General features: G+C 73.3%; 14 protein-coding genes. 7 read left to right on the forward strand and 7 right to left on the reverse strand.

Annotation, left to right across the window (positions count from 1 at the left end):
• Positions 1-30: 30 nt before the first annotated feature.
• The 4 genes from ACZ67Q_RS10735 (at position 31) to ACZ67Q_RS10750 (ending at position 3,711) form a co-directional block, all read left to right on the forward strand.
• Positions 31-396 (forward strand): Rv2175c family DNA-binding protein, encoded by a 366-nt coding sequence (locus ACZ67Q_RS10735; protein WP_471179297.1) that lies wholly within the window; start codon positions 31-33, stop codon positions 394-396.
• 594 nt (positions 397-990) lie between these two features.
• On the forward strand, positions 991-1,644 hold the full coding sequence (gene thiE, locus ACZ67Q_RS10740) for a thiamine phosphate synthase (RefSeq protein ID WP_471179299.1): 654 nt from the start codon (positions 991-993) through the stop codon (positions 1,642-1,644).
• A 148-nt stretch (positions 1,645-1,792) separates the two neighbouring features.
• Positions 1,793-2,716, forward strand: coding sequence for a methylenetetrahydrofolate reductase [NAD(P)H] (metF, locus tag ACZ67Q_RS10745; protein ID WP_471179302.1), 924 nt, complete (start codon positions 1,793-1,795; stop codon positions 2,714-2,716).
• A gap of 56 nt (positions 2,717-2,772) precedes the next feature.
• Positions 2,773-3,711, forward strand: coding sequence for an SCO2102 family sporulation regulator (locus ACZ67Q_RS10750; RefSeq protein ID WP_471179305.1), 939 nt, complete (start codon positions 2,773-2,775; stop codon positions 3,709-3,711).
• Between the two features lie 15 nt (positions 3,712-3,726).
• Here ACZ67Q_RS10750 and ACZ67Q_RS10755 read toward each other — a convergent pair whose 3' ends face one another.
• The 4 genes from ACZ67Q_RS10755 to ACZ67Q_RS10770 form a co-directional block, all read right to left on the reverse strand.
• Positions 3,727-5,268, reverse strand: coding sequence for a phytoene desaturase family protein (locus ACZ67Q_RS10755; protein ID WP_471179308.1), 1,542 nt, complete (start codon positions 5,266-5,268; stop codon positions 3,727-3,729).
• 396 nt (positions 5,269-5,664) lie between these two features.
• Entirely contained in the window at positions 5,665-6,291 is a 627-nt protein-coding gene (locus tag ACZ67Q_RS10760; protein ID WP_471179311.1) for a TetR/AcrR family transcriptional regulator, read from the reverse strand.
• A gap of 98 nt (positions 6,292-6,389) precedes the next feature.
• On the reverse strand, positions 6,390-8,474 hold the full coding sequence (locus ACZ67Q_RS10765) for a YhgE/Pip family protein (protein ID WP_471179314.1): 2,085 nt from the start codon (positions 8,472-8,474) through the stop codon (positions 6,390-6,392).
• The gene (locus ACZ67Q_RS10770) at positions 8,446-9,366 is read right to left on the reverse strand and encodes an ATP-binding cassette domain-containing protein (protein WP_471179317.1); all 921 of its coding nucleotides are present in this window, start codon (positions 9,364-9,366) and stop codon (positions 8,446-8,448) included. Before ACZ67Q_RS10770 ends, ACZ67Q_RS10765 begins: the two co-directional genes overlap by 29 nt.
• A gap of 168 nt (positions 9,367-9,534) precedes the next feature.
• On the opposite strand from ACZ67Q_RS10770, the gene ACZ67Q_RS10775 reads away from it, so the two are divergent.
• The 3 genes from ACZ67Q_RS10775 (at position 9,535) to ACZ67Q_RS10785 (ending at position 11,687) form a co-directional block, all read left to right on the forward strand.
• Positions 9,535-10,101: an SAV_6107 family HEPN domain-containing protein gene (locus ACZ67Q_RS10775; RefSeq protein WP_471179320.1), complete on the forward strand. Its 567-nt coding sequence runs from the start codon at positions 9,535-9,537 to the stop codon at positions 10,099-10,101.
• Between the two features lie 135 nt (positions 10,102-10,236).
• A complete protein-coding gene (locus tag ACZ67Q_RS10780) occupies positions 10,237-11,007 on the forward strand; it encodes a methyltransferase (RefSeq protein ID WP_471179322.1) in 771 nt (256 codons plus the stop codon).
• Between the two features lie 287 nt (positions 11,008-11,294).
• The gene (locus ACZ67Q_RS10785) at positions 11,295-11,687 is read left to right on the forward strand and encodes a DUF3040 domain-containing protein (RefSeq protein WP_361632768.1); all 393 of its coding nucleotides are present in this window, start codon (positions 11,295-11,297) and stop codon (positions 11,685-11,687) included.
• A gap of 370 nt (positions 11,688-12,057) precedes the next feature.
• Here the strand turns inward: ACZ67Q_RS10785 and ACZ67Q_RS10790 are convergent, their stop codons facing one another.
• Genes ACZ67Q_RS10790 through ACZ67Q_RS10800 form a run of 3 tightly spaced genes read right to left on the reverse strand, consistent with a single transcriptional unit; the run spans position 12,058 to position 16,945 of the window.
• Positions 12,058-14,535, reverse strand: coding sequence for a transglutaminase TgpA family protein (locus ACZ67Q_RS10790; RefSeq protein WP_471179325.1), 2,478 nt, complete (start codon positions 14,533-14,535; stop codon positions 12,058-12,060).
• A complete protein-coding gene (locus tag ACZ67Q_RS10795) occupies positions 14,535-15,911 on the reverse strand; it encodes a DUF58 domain-containing protein (protein WP_471179328.1) in 1,377 nt (458 codons plus the stop codon). Before ACZ67Q_RS10795 ends, ACZ67Q_RS10790 begins: the two co-directional genes overlap by 1 nt.
• On the reverse strand, positions 15,911-16,945 hold the full coding sequence (locus tag ACZ67Q_RS10800; protein ID WP_471179330.1) for an AAA family ATPase: 1,035 nt from the start codon (positions 16,943-16,945) through the stop codon (positions 15,911-15,913). Before ACZ67Q_RS10800 ends, ACZ67Q_RS10795 begins: the two co-directional genes overlap by 1 nt.
• Positions 16,946-16,988 lie beyond the last annotated feature (43 nt).

The raw sequence follows: 16,988 nt of genomic DNA on the forward strand, positions 1-16,988 counted from the left end.
ACTGTCAGTGGCAGATGGCAGGCTTGTCCCGTGACCGAGATTGACGCAAAGATCGATGCTCTCGTCCCCGCCTGGCTCACCCTTCCCGACATCGCCGAGATGCTCGGCGTCGAGGTGACGCGTGTCCGGCAGCTGGTCAAGGAGGGCCAGCTCATCGCCGTACGCCGCGGTGAGAACCGCGCGCTGCACGTCCCTGCCCCCTTCATCGACGGGGACAAGGTCGTCAAGGGCCTGACGGGCACCCTGACGCTCCTGCGGGACGACGGGTTCACGGACGAGGAGATGCTGGAGTGGCTCTTCACGCCGGACCCGACCCTGCCCGGTACGCCCGCGCAGGCGCTGAGCGAGAATCGCGGCACGGAGGTGAAGCGCCGCGCCCAGGCGCTCGCCGTCTGACGCACCCACACTGAACACCGTCGACACATGGGCCGCGGCCCGGGGGCCACGGCCGGGGCCACGTGCGGCCTCGGACACGGCCTCCCGGGCCGCGGCGCTCTTCGTCGCGGTGCTCTCCGCCGCGGTGCTCTCCGCCGCGGCGCTCGGCGTCCGCGGCGCTCGGCGTCCGCGGCGCCCGCCGGCTCGACGGCCCGAGGGCCGCGGCTCGCGGGGCGAGACGCTTCGCGGCCGAGGCCGGGCGACTCCGGCGGAGCCGCCTGCGGCCGGGCTCCGGGCCGCGGCGTGAAGTCCTGCTCGCCCGGGACTCTGGGCGGGCCGAAAGCCTGGTCCTGCCCGAAGCCCGGCCCCGCCGGAAAGCCGGACCCCGGAAACACCGGGCCCCGCCGGAAAGCCGGACCTGCGGAAAGCAGGGCCGCGCCCGTAGTGGCGAGCCGGGGCTGCCGGGTCGGCCGGGCCCGGGCTCCCACCTCGTGGTGTTCGCGGGATACGTTCCTGGGGTGCGTCCGTGGGCCGGGTCCGCGGAGCGCGCCGCCGCCGCCCGCACGCCGCGGCCCGTACGATCCGGACACCTCACCCACCCCGGGGGGATCACGCATGACCACCGCCGCCACCGCTCGCGCCCACCTCGCCGACGCCCGGCTGTACCTGTGCACCGACGCCCGCAGGCGCCAGGGCGACCTGCCCGAGTTCCTCGACGCGGTCCTCGCCGGCGGAGTCGACATCGTGCAGCTGCGCGACAAGGGCATGGAGGCCGCCGAGGAACTGGACCACCTGAGCGTCTTCGCCGACGCCTGCGCCCGCCACGGCAAGCTCCTCGCGGTCAACGACCGCGCGGACGTCGCCCACGCGGCCCGTGCCGACGTCCTGCACCTCGGACAGGGCGACCTCCCGGTCCCGGCGGCCCGCGCGATCCTCGGCGACGACGTGCTGATCGGCCGCTCCACCCACGCGGCGGCGGAGGCGGAGGCCGCCGCCGTCCAGGACGGCGTGGACTACTTCTGCACCGGCCCGTGCTGGCCGACTCCCACCAAGCCGGGCCGCCACGCCCCCGGCCTCGACCTGGTCCGGCACACCGCCGCGCTCGGCACCGACCGCCCCTGGTTCGCCATCGGCGGCATCGACCTCGGCAACCTCGACGAGGTGCTCGAGGCGGGCGCCCGCCGTGTCGTCGTCGTCCGGGCGATCACCGAGGCGCAGGACCCCGGTGTCGCCGCGGCGGAGTTCGCCAAGCGGTTGCGCCAGGTGTGAGCGCCGGGGCGGCCGCGGCCGGCCCCGGCACCCGCGGCTCACCCGCCGTCGTCTCATGAATGTCCAAGGGGTGGACAACAACCCGACAAATCGGGCAAATTTCCCGCTTTCGGTTGGGGGACCGTCCACCCCTGGCTAACCTGCCCGTATGGCCCTAGGAACCGCATCCACCAGGACTGATCGCGCCCGTACCGTGCGCGACATCCTCGCCACCGGCAAGACGACGTACTCGTTCGAGTTCTACGCGCCCAAGACGCCGGCCGGTGAGCGGAACCTGTGGAACGCGCTGCGCAGGGTCGAGGCCATGGCCCCCGACTTCGTCTCCGTCACCTACGGCGCCGGCGGTACCACCCGCACCACCACGGTGAAGGAGACCCAGCAGATCGTCGTGGACACCACGCTCACGCCGGTCGCCCACCTCACCGCGGTCAACCACTCCCTCGCCGAACTGCGCAACATCATCGGCCAGTACGCCGACGCCGGCATCCGCAACATGCTCGCCGTGCGCGGCGACCCGCCCGGCGACCCCATGGGCGAATGGGTGCCGCACCCGCAGGGTCTGACGTACGCCGTCGACCTCGTCCGGCTCATCAAGGAGTCGGGCGACTTCTGTGTGGGCGTCGCCGCCTTCCCGGAGATGCACCCGCGCTCCACCGACTGGGACACCGACGTCCGGCACTTCGTCGACAAGTGCCGGGCCGGCGCGGACTACGCCATCACACAGATGTTCTTCCACCCCGAGTCCTACCTGCGCCTGCGCGACCGCGTGGCCGCGGCCGGCTGCGACACCCCGGTGATCCCGGAGGTCCTGCCGGTGACCAGCATGAAGATGCTGGAGCGGCTCCCCACGCTGAGCACCGCCGCATTCCCGGACGAGCTGAAAGAACGGATCCTCTCAGCAAAGGACGATCCGGCCGCTGTACGCTCCATTGGCATCGACTTCGCCACGGAGTTCTGCGCTCGGCTGCTGGCCGAGGGAGTGCCGGGTCTGCACTTCATCACGCTCAACAACTCCACGGCGACGCTGGAAATCTACGAGAACCTGGGCCTGCACCACCCTCCGCGGGCCTAGACCGGTCGCACCGCTGTACGACACACTGCGGTGCGGCCACTGGGAGAGGGGCGTACATGGGCTGGACGGTCCTCTACATCGCGTTCGGCGGCGTCGCGCTGTGGCTGCTCGGTGAAGTGCTGCTGCAGTACAAGGCGCGGCTTCGCTGGCGGCTGCTCGCGTTCGTCGGCTTCCTCGGCGTCGTGCTCGGCGTGCTGATTCCGTCGGTCGTCGTCATCGGACTGGGCGCGGCGGCGTTCGCGGTCGGGCAGACCTACGTCACGCTGTCGTTCCGGCGTGGCTTCGCCGCGGGCTGGGCGGTCCGCCGCCGGGACGAGGAGCCCGTGAAGGGGCGCCGGGGCCGGGCCGAGCGCCGGGACCCGACACTGGAGGTCTCCGACCCGGAGCCGGCCGACGCGGGACACTCCGACACGGACCCGGACCACGGGGGTGCCTTCGCCGCCGAGGCCATGGCCTACGGCCCCGACGACGACCACGACGACGTCTTCACCCCGGCCCGTCCGCCCGCCGCCATGGCCGCCGAGTCGACCATGGTCTACGAGCCGCAGCCGATGCCCGACGACACCGGCTCCTACGGCGTCTACGGCGACCCGGCCTCCTCCGCCGCGTACGCCGCGACGGCCCAGACCGCCGCCGGTGAGCAGCAGTCGTCCTACGGCTACGACTACTCCGGCTACGGGCAGTACGGCTACGACACCACCGGCCAGCAGCAGTACGCCGCCTACTCCGACCCGTACATCGGCACCCAGACCTACGGCGGCGCCCCGTACGACGCGGCTTACGGCGGCTCGTACGACCAGCAGGGCTATGTGCAGGACCCCTATCTCGGCGGCTACGACCAGACGCCGCCCGACGGGGTCTGGGTCCCGCAGCAGCGCACCGACGACTCCTACGGCAGTGAGCTCCCGCAGGAGCAGCCGTACCCCTATCAGCAGGGCACCGGGACCGGCCAGCAGCAGGCCGGCCACGGCTTCGACGAGCAGTACCGCTTCTGACGCCGCCCGGCGGTCTCACTGGGAGCCGCGGAACTCCGGCCCCTCGACGATGAGCCCGGCGACCAGGGCACCCGACATGCCTGCGTGGGGGAGCCCCCCACCGGGGTGCGACCAGCCGCCGACGCGATAGAGGCCGGGGAGACGGGTGGCGTTGGCCGGGTGCAGCAGGCGTCCCGCGTCGGCCGCGAGGGCGGGGGCGGGTACGGCTCCGAAGGGGGCGCCCGTCTCGTCCTCCGTGTGCCCGGGAGTGCGCACCTCGTGCCAGAGGACCCGCTCGCGCAGCTGGGGTACGGCCGCACCGGCGGCCTGGAGGAGATGGTCCGTGTAGCGCCGGACCGTGCCCTCGTCCTCCCAGTCGGCCTCGGTCGACACCACCGCGGACAGCACCACGGATTCGTGGGCGTCGTCAGGGACGAGCGAGGGGTCGTCCGGGCGCAGCACGGTCACGGTGGGACGCGGGGGCAGGTCGCCACCCGGGGAGACCAGGAAGTCCAGCTCCGACTCGGGAGCCGGCGGGTGGATCACCGTGCGATGCACAGCGTCGGCCTCCCGCGCGCCGCGCAGCGCCAGCAGCGCCGTGAAGCGTCCGGGGCGAGCGGTCACCGTGTCCGCCCGGACGTCGCCGTCCGCGTCGAGCAGATGCTCGGTCAGCCCGCGCAGCCGCACGGGATCGACCCCGGCCACCACATGGTCCGCCTCGATCACCGTCCCTCCACCGGAGCCGGAAGCCTGGGAGGTGCCCCCGGCCAGTTCCACCCCCGCTGCCCGGCCGTCCTTCTCCACGATGCCGGTGACCTCGGCGCCGAAGACGAACTCGACCTTGCGCGCGACGCACCGCTCGTACACGGCGCGAGCGAGTTCCCTGATGCCGCCGCGCACGTACCAGACGCCGAAGGCGTGCTCCATGTAGGGCAGGACGGCGGCGCTCGCCGGAGCGGTCCGGGGATCGAGGCCGTGTCCGAGCACGCAGCTCTCCAGCAGCGCCGCCAGCCGCTCGTCCCCCAGCTCCCACACCCCGATCTGCTCCGGCGTCGCCGCCCTCCGCGTCCGCAGCAGCCGCTTGCGCTCAAGCGCCGGGTACGGCTCCTTGTCCGCCAGCACCCGCCAGTTCGGCCACAGGGGCTCCTCCAGCAGGGGCCGGCGGGTGCGGTCCCATGTCTCGCGGGCCCGGACCAGGAAGTCGCCCCAGCGCTCGCCGGCGCCCTTGCCGAGCGCCTCGTCCAGGGCGGCGACGACGCCCGCGCGGGAGGCGTTCGGCAGGGACACGCGTGTGCCGTCGGGGAAGACGTGGCGCGAGGCCGGGTCGACCTGCACCAGTTCGACGCAGCTCTCCAGCGGCTCCTTGCCGGTCTTGACGAACAGGTCCCGCCATACCGCGGGCAGCGGCAGCAGCCCCGGGCCCGTGTCGAAGCGGAACCCGTCCCGTTCGAAGCGGCGCACCGCCCCGCCGTACGTGTCCGACCGCTCGTACACCACCACCCGGTGGCCCGCGACGGCCAGCCGGGCGGCGGCCGCCATCGCGCCCATCCCGGCGCCGATCACCGCAATCCGTGCCATGCCTGCGACTTTATCCGCCCCCACCGACACCGCCGACCGAGTGCCCTGGGCATGAGCGCGCAGGTCTGAGTATCCGTACTCAGCCGGTGAGATGAGTAGCTGTGCGGATGGGCCGCGACCTGCGTGAACGAGAGAGTGGAGACACGGAGACGGGGCACCGCTCCGGTACCGGCGGCACGGGGCGCCGGAACCGGACGGCCCTCGATCCTCTCCTTCCGCCGACGGATGCCGGCGGGAGCGAGACACGGGGGAGATCCGGGGGACGACCGCACACGGGGGTCCCACGGGGGACGTACGGGGGAGCAACAGGAAGCGCCGGTTCCGGCGTGGCCCGCGGGGGACGCGGCCACCTCGGACCGGCGCTTTCCCCTGCGTCCGGCGTCCGGCGGCGACCGGTCAGCGGCGGCCGCTCACCCGGCCCTGCAGCAGCCGGGACAGCGCCGCGTGCACGTCGTCCAGGGAGCGCTCCGGCTGGAAGGACTTCCAGTCCAGGGCGGCCACCAGCACCATGCCGACCAGGGCCGCGGCGGTCAGCGGCACGTCGATCTCCTCACTGAACTCCCCGCCCGCCACACCCTCGCGCAGGACGCCCTCGACGACCGCGACCGCCTCCTGCCGGACCACCATCAGGGTGGACTGCCAGGCCCGGTTGGTACGCCACAGCTCCGCCACGTACAGCTGGGTGAAGGCCGGGTAGCGGTCGATGAACACGAGCCCCGCGCGGATCATCGAGTCCAGCGCGTCCACCCGGGAGCCGCCGCCCTGCACGGTGGACTCGGCGGCCTGGCGCAGGGAGGCGGTCAGCAGGCCCACGCCGTGCCGCAGCAGCTCCTCGAACAGGACGGACTTGCTCGCGAAGTTGTAGTAGACCGTGCCCTTCGCGACGCCCGCCCGTTCGGCGATCTCGTCCACCGTGGTGGCGGAGAACCCCTGCTCGGCGATGAGCGTGACGGCGGCCTCGTAGAGCTTCTGCCGGGTCGCCTCGCGGCGGGAGCTGCCGCCCGGCGTGGTGCTGCTGTCCATGGCGCTGATTCTCACAGGTCCCGCCGGGCGGTACGCGCGCGTGGTCACAGGCTCGGTTCCGGGCGCGGTGGCCACCGGGTCGGTTCCGGGTGCGGCGGTCACAGGCTCAGCTCCGGGTGCAGCCGGTCCAGGGTCCACACCTGCCGGCGTCGCGCCGACAGGGCGGTCAGGGCGAGCGCCCCGGCCGTGAACGCCGTGAGGACCAGGCACGCCGTCCACACCGGTCCCAGCCCGCCGCCGGTGACGAGCCTGCGCAGCGCCTCGACGACGTAGCTCATCGGCAGGAAGGGGTGGATCGCGTTGAAGAAGCCCGGCGAGGTCTGCACCGGATAGGTGCCGCCCGCCGAGGTCAGCTGGAGCATCAGCAGCGCGAGGACCAGGATGCGGCCGGCCGCGCCGAACCGGGCGTTCAGCCACTGCACGATCGCCGCGAAACACGCCGCCACCAGGAACAGGAAGCCGACCGTGCCGGCCGCGCGGACCATCTGCAGACCGATCGCCCAGTGCAGCACGGCCATGAGCGCCGCCGTCTGCAGGACGCCGACGGCCACCACCGGCAGCCAGCCCGCCAGCGCGATCCGCCAGGCCGGGGCGCCCGCGGCGAGCGCGCGCCGGTTCATCGGCGGAATCAGCATGTACGCCACCATCGCGCCCACCCACAGCGACAGCGGGATGAAGTACGGCGCGAACCCGGTGCCGTAGTTGGGCGCCTTGTGCAGGTCCTGCGCGGCGAGCCGCACGGGGTCGGCCATGACGCCGGTGCGCCGGTCGCGGTCCTGCCGGTCGTAGTCGGGGATCTTCCCGGCGCCGTCGTGGAGCCCGCCGGCCAGCTTGCCGGAGCCGTCGACCAGCTTGTACATGCCGCCGTTCAGGGTCTCGGCGCCCGTCTTGAGCTTGCCGACGCCCTGGTCGAGGGCGCCGGCGCCGGTCGAGGCGGTGCCGAGCCCGGTGTGCAGCTTCTTGGCGCCCGCGGCGACCTTGGCGGCCCCGTCGTTGAGCTTGTTGATCTTCGATACGGCGTCGTCGAGGTCCTCGGTGAGGTGCGGGGCGCGCTTGGCGAGGGCCTGCGCCTGCTTCTGCAGCGTGCCGAGGTTGGCGCGGATGGTCTTCAGGTCGCCGTTCTGATCGGCGATCAGGATGTTGAGGTCGTCCGCGATGCCCGCCACGTCGGCGGCCGCCTGCTTGGCGTCCTTCAGCTTGGCGCAGCCGGAGTCCGGCAGCAGGGACTTCTCGCAGTGCTCGCGGTAGAAGGTGTTCAGCGCGTCGGAGGCCAGATGGGCCCCCTTGGCGGCCTGCGGGGCCCGCTTCACCAGGTCGTCCAGGTTGTGCTGGACGGCGGCCGCCGAGTCGGCGACGAGCCGGGCGGTGTCCCCGATGGTCTTCTCGTTGGCCTTCAGGAACGGGCGTACCTGGTCGGCGGTGCCGTTGACCTTGTCGGCGAGTGCCTGCGTGCCGTCGGCGACCCGCTGCGAGCCGTCCTCCAGATCGCTCGCACCCCGGTTCAGCTTGGTGAGCCCCGTGTTCAGCTTGCCGCTCCCCGCCTTCGCTTCCCTCAGGCCGTCGGCGAGGTCCTTGGAGCCCTTCTCCGCCTTGCCGATGCCCGTGCTGAGCCGGTCGGCGCCACTCGCCGCCTGGACGGTCTTGTCGTGGATGTCGGAGAACGAGATGAAGATCTTGTCCAGGAAGGAGCGCGAGGCCTTGCTGGACGCCGCGGCGCGCACCTCGCTGAACACCGTCCGGGAGATCTGCCCGACGATGTAGTTGTTGGCGTCGTTGGTGCGTACCTGCAGAGCGCCGGTCTCGGGGCTGCCGCCCGCGCTGGAGGCGATCCGTGCGCTGAAGTCGGCGGGCATGGTCAGCGACAGGTAGTACCTGCCGTCCTCGACGCCCTGGCGGGCCTGCTCGGCGCTCACCTGGTGCCACTCGAAGGTGCGGCTGTCCAGCAGCCGCTTCGTGATGTCGTCGCCTGCGGTGAGCTTCTTGCCGTCGACGGTGGCACCGTCGTCCGCGTTCACGAGGGCGACCGGTATGCGGTCGAGGCGGCCGTAGGGATCCCAGAAGGACCACAGGTACAGCGCGCCGTACAGCAGCGGGAGCAGCAGCAGCGCGACCAGGGCGGCGCGCGGCAGCTTGCCCCGGCCGAAGCGCCGCAGCTCAAGAGCGGCCAGTTTCGGCGAGCGCATCGGCCGCCGCCTCCTTCTCGTCGTCCTTCGGGCTCGCGTCGCCCGCGCCGGTCTTGTCGTCGTCGTGGGCGGTCGCGTCGCTCGCGCCGGCCTTCTCGCCGTCTTCGGCGGTCTCGTCGCCCGCGTCGGCCGTGTCGTCGTCCTTGGCGGTCTCATCGCCGCCGGTTTCTTCGTCGTCCCCGGGGGCGGTGGCGTCGTCGCCGGTGGACACGGTGACGGCGCCGTCCGGTGCCTCGCTGCACACCGCGGCGACGGTGATGCCGGACTCGGTCAGGGACCTGAGCAGCGCCCACATCTCGGCGCGCTCGGACTCCGCCAGCTTCAGGTCGGCGTCGTCGACGCCGAGCAGCCCGGGTCGCCCGATCAGCGCGAGCGCGATGGACAGCCGTAGCGCCTCCAGCCGCTCGAGATCGCGTACGGCGGTGCGCGGCCCCTTGGGCAGGGCCTCGAGGTCCAGTCCGGCGGCCGCCAGGGCGGCCTCGACGCGCCGGCCGGCCGTCGCGGCCCGTTCTGTGCGCGGCCGGAGCAGGGCGCGCAGCCCGTCCCCGAAACGCCGCTGGAGCAGGGCCCGTTCCCGCAGGTGCTCGCCGACGGTCAGCGCGGGGTCGAGGTCGGTCACGCCGGGGACGTGGGCGAGTGCGGCGACCCGGCGCAGGCCGGCCATCTGCCGGGGCAGCCGGTGGCCGCCGACCGTGACCGTTCCCTCGGTGGAACGCATACGTCCGGTGAGCGCGAGCAGGAGACAGGTACGGCCCGAACCGGACGGCCCGGTGACCGCGATCAGCGAGCCCGGTCCCGTCTCGATGTCGATGCCGCGGAAGGCCCAGCCCCGCGGCCCCTTGAGGCCGAGGCCGCGGGCCGCTACGGCGAGCCCGGGCGAGTCGTCGTCCACGTGACCCCCTGCACTTTTTGAACTGACTGGTCAGTGCAAAAACTAGCCCGAACCTTCGATCGAGGCAAAAGCCCAGGTCAGAACGGATTGTCAGTGGCATACCCGACGATGGGCACATACGGCACCCCCGTAGGGCAGTGCCGTCACGCAGACGACAGGAGGTTCGTCATGGCCACCTACTCCGCAGCAGCCGCGCACCGGCGCCGCGCCACCGGCCCTGCCCCCTCACTGAACGGCCCGGCGAGCGACGTGCATCCGGTGCTGCGCCGGGCATCTGCCCCGCCCGCCGCACTCGACCTGCTCGCCCAGGCACGCGCCGGCCTCGATGAGGCCGCAGTCCTCGACACCCCCAACGAGCGCTACGCCACGGCCCACCTCGCCGCGCTGCGCACCGCCGCCGCCGTGCTCGCCGCGCGGGGCCGGCCGGAGTCCAGTCCCAGGAAGCGGGCCAGGATCCGGAGCGCCTGGGAAGTGCTCCCCGAGATCGCGCCCGAACTGACCGAGTGGAGCGCCCTGTTCGCCTCCGGCGCCCGGCGCCGCGCCCGGGCGGAGGCGGGCATCCAGGGCGCGGCCAGCAACCGCGACGCCGACGACCTGATACGCGACGTGGCGATGTTCCTCCGCCTCGTCGAGCGGATGCTGGTCCTCCAGCCGGTCCTGCCGCAACCGCGCCAGGACACGGACGAGGCGGGCCGCGGGGAGGTGAGGGGCGCGGACATGCCGGACGCGGGCTGACGCGGTGGCCTGGGGCGACCACGGAGGCAATAGGGTGGAGCACGCCTGAAGCCTTCCGTCCCGCACCCGGGCCCGGAGGGCAGCCCGTATCGCGCCGCCGTGACGTGGCGGTGCCGCGCCGAGGAGTCAACCAACGTGTCGGACCCGATGCGACCCCGAGCCTCTCTTCGTACCGCCGTCGTCTGGGAGGTCCTCCAGGACGCCCTCGACCGCCAGGTGAAGGCCACGGGCCGGCAGGCGCTGGACGTCCTCGACACCGGCGGCGGCAGCGGCAACTTCGCGGTGCCCGTCGCCCGCCTCGGCCACAAGGTCACGGTCGTCGACCCCAGTCCCAACGCGCTGTTCGCCCTGGAGCGCCGCGCCGCCGAGGCGGGCGTGGCCGACCGGGTGCAGGGCGTGCAGGGCGACGCCCACGGACTGTTCGACGTGGCCGAGCGCGGCGGGTACGACGCGGTCCTGTGTCACGGCGTCCTGGAGTACGTGGACGACCCGGCCGAGGGCGTGCGCAACGCGGTCGCCGCGCTGCGCTCCGAGGGCGTGCTGAGCCTGCTCGCCGCCGGCCTCGGCGGAGCCGTGCTCGCCCGCGCGCTCGCCGGGCACTTCACGGAGGCCCGGCAGGCCCTCGCCGACCCCGACGGCCGCTGGGGCACCGGCGATCCGGTGCCGCGGCGCTTCACCACCGAGCAGCTCACCGGGCTGGTCGAGAGCGCGGGGCTGCGGGTCGCCGCGGTGCACGGCGTGCGGGTCTTCGCCGACCTCGTCCCCGGGGTGCTGGTCGACACGGAGCCCGGTGCGCTGGAGGCGCTGCTCAAGCTGGAGGAGGCCGCCGCCGAGCTCCCCGCCTTCCACTCCGTGGCGACCCAGCTCCACGTCCTGGGTGAGACGCGGGCGACCGCACAGGGCTGACTGGCCTCGCGAGGCGATCCGCGGCGCGCCGTTGATCAGCGCGTTGGCCGGGGATGGAGTCCGCCACAGACCCCCCGTTCGGGGGCTTGTCGCCGTATGATCTAAGGAGACCGCTCGGCATGACGGGTCGGCCGCCGGGGAATGGAAGCCTCAGCGAGCCGAGACGTTCATGACGGATTCCGGTTGGCCAATTGGCGCAGAGGGGCGGGTTTCACGGGGGCGATTCCCTGCCTATCCTGAAGGGACCCCCCGGGTCGCCCCGGCGACTGCACGATGAGGAGGACTCCGTGCCGCTCTCGGAGCACGAGCAGCGCATGCTCGAGCAGATGGAGCGAGCGCTGTACGCCGAAGATCCCAAGTTCGCGTCGGCGCTCGAGGGAAGCGGGCTGCGTACGTACACCCGGCGGCGGGTCTACCAGGCGGTCGCGGGCTTCCTCGTGGGTATCGCGCTCCTCATGGCCGGAATGGTCGCCAAGCAGGTCTGGCTCAGTGTCGTGGGCTTCCTCGTGATGCTGGGATGTGCCGTCCTCGCGGTGACCGGCTGGCGCAAGGCACCCAAGCCGGGAGAGCATCCGGCCGCTGCGGGTCCGCATGCGCGGCGGCAGCGGGGGCCGAAGCGTTCCATGATGGACCGCATCGAACAGCGCTGGCAGCGGCGCCGGGACGAGCAAGGCCACTGAAGCCCAGGGTCCTCGACGACATCCCGAGGGGTGACCACCATCAGGTGGTCACCCCTCGCGCGTCTGTGCCTGTGCGCCTGTGCGCCTGTGCGCCTGTGCCGTCGGCGCGAGGAACGCCGCGCCCACCGGACCGGACGCCCCCGGCCGACGCGTGAACCCGAAGCCCCGAGGCGCCACGCCGCCCGAGGGCGGCCGCCCCGACCTGCCACATCGAGTCAGCCGTATGAGTTCCGTCGGGTCGGCCGGGAGGAGCCCCGGGCCGCGGGCTGAGGATGTGCCACGTCGAGTCAGCCGTGGAAGTCTGGTCGGGTCGGGCCGGGGAGGCCCGGGCCGGTCAGGGGAGCCCTGAGCCGGCCGGGCCAGGGCCGGCTCAGCTGGTTTCCTGGCCCCGTGGGCGGTGGAGCAGGTGCGTCCAGCGCAGGGACCAGCGGGATCTGAGTGCTGTCCAACGGGCCGAGACGTCCCACAGCGCCCGGACCGCGGAGCGGGGGGCGACGAGGGCTCGCAGCCGGGTGCGACGGCCGGCCTTCGCTCGGAGGTCGGCCCGCATCCGGCGCACGTCGTCGGCCAGCCCGGCCTCCGCCTGCGGCCGCGGCGCGTACAGCACCTGCTCCACCGCACCCGCCACCCGGTGCACCGACGCGGCCGCCGGTCCCTCCAGCTCGCCCAGCCGCACGATCCGTGCCGCCGCTTTGCGCGGGGTGAGCGCGTCGTCCGGCGGAATGCCGTAGTCCCACGCCGTGTCGATCAGCTCGCGCCACACCGCGAGGACATGCCCGGCCGCCTGCTGCGCCGCGAGCCGCGCCGGCTCCGCGGTCATCTCGAGGTCCTCGGCGCCGCCCTTGCGGCCCGAAGGGTACGCGGCCGGCCCGCGCGGCGCGTGCTGCGCCGATGCCAGCCGCAGCGAGCGCCGCCGCACCCGCCACAGCATGGGCAGCAGGAGCACGGTCACCGCGGCCAGGCCCAGCAGCGTCCAGGTGGCGATCGCCCACCAGGGCGTGGAGTCGTCGCTGCCCTGCGTCGGGTTCAGCGGCAGCGCACCGGCGCACTCGTCGAGCTTCTTGGCCTGCACCGAGCAGCTCGTGCTCGCCGAGGGCGCCGCCGACGGGGCGGTGCCCGCCGAACGCGAGGCCTGCGGAGCCTCGGGGAGGTTGTTGCCCGGGCTGTCCGGCGTGGTGTACGACGGCGTCGTCCCGCGGGTCGGCGTGGGCTCGAACCGGGTCCAGCCCACGCCCTCGAAGTACAGCTCCGGCCAGGCGTGCGCGTCCTTCACCCCGACCGCGACCGAGCCGTCCGACTGCACCGTCCCCGGCGCGAAGCCGACCGCGACCCGGGCCGGGATGCCGAGCGTCCGGGCCATCGCCGCCATCGCGAAGGAGAAGTGGACGCAGAAGCCCTCCTTGTCCTTGAGGAACTTGGCGATCGCGTCGGACCCGCTGCCCACCTCCACCTGCGTGTCGTACTGGAAACCGCCGGTCAGCGCGAAGTAGTCCTGCAGCGCGACCGCCTTGCCGTAGTCGCTCGTCGCGTTCCGGGTGATCTGGCGGGCCGTCCGCGCCACCACCGACGGCACCGAGCCCGGCACCTTGGTGTACTCCTGGCGGATCCGCTCCGGCGCCTGCGGAGCCGATGCCAGCTGCTGGGCCGTCGGCCGCACGTCGAGGCTGCGCACCTCGTACGTCTCACCGCGTGTGGTCTGGCCGTGGTCGCCGACCAGCGTCATGCCCACCGGCTCGTAGCGCCACTTGCCCCCCACGCTCACACCGCTCGGCGGGTAGGGCATCGGCAGCCAGTCCTGGGCGTACCAGTCGGCCGCGGAGATGCGGGTGGTGATCTGCGCGCGCCGGACGTCCGCGCCCAGGCCGGCCGGGCCGGGGAACTCCTCCGGTACCGCGGTGATGTGCCGCTTGGCGGGTTTCCACGTGGTGCCGTCGAAGTCGTCCAGCGACACGATCCGCAGATACAGATCGTTGAAGTCGTCGCTGTTGGTGCGCAGCACCATGGCCGTGCGGTCCTGGTCCTGGTTCAGGCTGTCGCGCAGGGAGACCAGCGGGTTGACCGCGGAGATCGTGCCCCCGGCGCCGCTGCCCGAGCCCACGCCGCCCCGGGCGTCGGCCAGCAGTCCGCCCTGGACAGCCGGCAGCGGAAGCAGCGGCACCGCCAGGGCGATGCCCAGGGCGACGGCGCCGATGCGCCGGCCCGTGCGCACCGGGGCCAGCGGGCCGTCCGGCGCCCCGGGGACGCGGGGGGTGCCGCCGAAGACGCGCCCCCACTGCGACAGCCGCTCCCGGCCCTCGGCGAGCAGCAGCATCAGATAACCGGCGGCCGCCACCAGGAACCACAGCCAGTCCATGCCGCCGTCGGACAGCCCCGCCGCGACCGAGTACAGCGCGAGCAGCGGCAGACCCGCCGGGGCCGCGCTGCGGTAGGTCACCGCGAGCGTGTCCACCAGCAACCCGATCACCAGGACACCGCCGACGAGCATCAGCCGGATGCCGTCGGACTCCAGCGGCGCCGGAATCGCGTACCGCGCTATGTCGTCCGAGCCCTGCCGCAGTAGGTCGGAGAAGTGCTGGAACGCCTGCGGACCGGGCACGAACCCGGCCACGGCCTGCCGGCCGGCGAAGACGAGGGTGAGCAGCAGCAGCGTGACCAGCGCCTGCGCGGCCACGGTGAGCGGCCGGGCCAGCGGCACCCGCCGGGTCGCCGCGCCCACGCCGGACTGGATCGCCAGCAGGACCGCCGCCTGCAGGATCCAGGTGGCCGGGTCGACCAGGGGCAGCAGCGCGCAGGACGCCATCACCGTGGCCGCCCACGCGCACAGCGCCAGCCGTGCCCGTCCGCTCATCATCGTGCCTCCCCCGTACTGCCCGGGCCGCCCGCGGCCGCCAGACTCGTGCGCTCCCGGTCCGCCTGGCGCCACAGATCGGCCGGTGTCGCCCCCCGCGGGACGCTCAGCGCCGTCCAGCCCGCCTCCCGCAGCAGCCGCAACCGCTCTTCCGTCCTGTTCATCGGACGAGGGGCGTCGATCGGTTCACGCAGCCACACGTCGCTGTCCAGGACGAACGCGATCGCGCCTGCGCTGCGCTGCCGCATCCGGGCGGCCACCGCGGCCTGCTGCTCGTCCAGGTCGCCGAAGAAGGCCACCAGCAGCCCCTCGTTGCCGCCGCGCAGCACGTCGTAGGCCCGGGACAGGCCCGCACCGTCGGAGTGGTCGATCACCGCGAGGGTGTCCATCATCAGCCCGGCCGCGTCCGCGGACTGGTGGCTGGCGCCGGCGAACCCGTCCGCGCCCTCGCCGGGCACCGAACTGCCGGTGTCGGTCAGCAGCCGCACCGAGAAGCCCCGCTCCAGCATGTGCGTCAGCACCGAGGCGCAGCCGGACACCGCCCACTCGAACGCGGAGTCCGGGCCCGCGCCGCGGAAGGCGACACCCCGGGTGTCCAGCAGCACCGTGCAGCGCGAACGCTGCGGCTGCTCCTCGCGCCGCACCATCAGCTCGCCGTAACGGGCGGTGGACCGCCAGTGCACGCGGCGCAGATCGTCGCCGTAGCGGTAGCCGCGGGGGATGACGTCGTCCTCGCCGGCCAGGGCCAGTGAACGCTGCCGTCCGTCGCCGTAGCCCTTCGCCTCACCGGTCAGCCTCACCGGCGGCAGCGGCTCCACCCGCGGGATCACCGTCAGGGTGTCGTACGAGGAGAAGGACCGCGTCAGCTCGCACATGCCGAACGGGTCCGACAGCCGCAGTTGCAGCGGGCCCAGCGGAAAGCGGCCGCGCAGGTCCGAGCGGACCCGGTAGGACACCTCGCGGCGTCCGCCGGCCTCCACCCGGTCCAGCACGAAGCGCGGGCGCGGACCGAGCACGTAGGGCACCCGGTCCTGGAGCATCAGCAGGCCCGTGGGCAGCCGCGAGACGTTGTCCACCCGCAGATGGACCCGGGCCTCGCTGCCGGCGGGCACCCGCGCGGGGCTCAGCCGGCGGCTGCCGGCGACCCGGTAGCGGGTGCGGTAGAGCACGGCCGCGCACACCAGCGGCAGCGCCGCCAGGAGCAGGCCGACGCGCAGCAGACCCTCCTGTCCGAGGACGTAGGCGCAGATCGCGGCGGCGATACCGGCGGCCAGAAAGGAGCGGCCGCGCGTGGTCAGCCCGGCCAGGGCCGTACGGACGCCGCCCTGCTCCCCGCGGCCGGCCTCCGGACGTCCCGTCCCCCCGTCGTACGCCATCACAGCCTCCGCGGCGGCTGCTGCGGGTAGGCCGGGGCGGTGCCGCCCAGGCCGAAGCCGTGCTGCTGGGAGGCCGTCGGGACCGGGGTGTGCTGAAGGATCTCCAGCACGACCTGCTCGGCCGTGCGGCGGTTGAGCTGGGCCTGGGCGGTGGGCAGCAGACGGTGCGCGAGGACGGCCACGGCGAGTGCCTGCACGTCGTCCGGCAGCGCGTACTCCCGGCCGCTGAGGGCCGCGGAGGCCTTCGCCGCGCGCAGCAGGTGCAGCGTCGCGCGCGGGGAGGCGCCCAGTCTGAGGTCCGGGTGGGCGCGGGTGGCGGCGACCAGGTCCACCGCGTAGCGCCGGACCGTGTCGGCGACGTGGACACCGCGGACGGCGTCGATCAGCTTCACCACGTCGTGCGCGTGCGCCACCGGCTGCAGGTCGTCCAGGGGGCTGACGCCGCCGTGCACGTCCAGCATCTGCAGCTCTGCCTCCGGGCTGGGGTAGCCGATGGAGACGCGGGCCATGAAGCGGTCGCGCTGGGCCTCGGGCAGCGGGTAGGTGCCCTCCATCTCGACCGGGTTCTGCGTGGCCACCACCATGAAGGGGCTCGGCAGCTCGTAGGTCTGCCCGTCGATGGTGACCTGGCGCTCCTCCATCGACTCCAGCAGCGCCGACTGCGTCTTGGGCGAGGCCCGGTTGATCTCGTCGCCGATCACGATCTGCGCGAAGATCGCGCCGGGCTTGAACTCGAAGTCCCGGCGCTGCTGGTCCCAGATGGACACACCGGTGATGTCCGAGGGCAGCAAATCAGGGGTGAACTGGATCCGCCGCACCGAGCAGTCGATCGAACGCGCCAGCGTCTTGGCGAGCATCGTCTTGCCGACACCGGGGACGTCCTCGATCAAGAGGTGCCCCTCGGCGAGCAGCACGGTCAGTGCCAGCCGAACGACCTCGGGCTTGCCCTCGATCACTCCTTCCACGGAGCTGCGCACACGCTCCGCGGTAGCGGTCAGATCTGTAAGGCTCGCTCGCTCGTCATAGGTCGTCACCCGGCCCTCCTCGGCCCGTACTTTCTTTCGGGCCGCCGCAGAT

It is taken from the genome of Streptomyces sp. NPDC036813 (assembly GCF_055609245.1).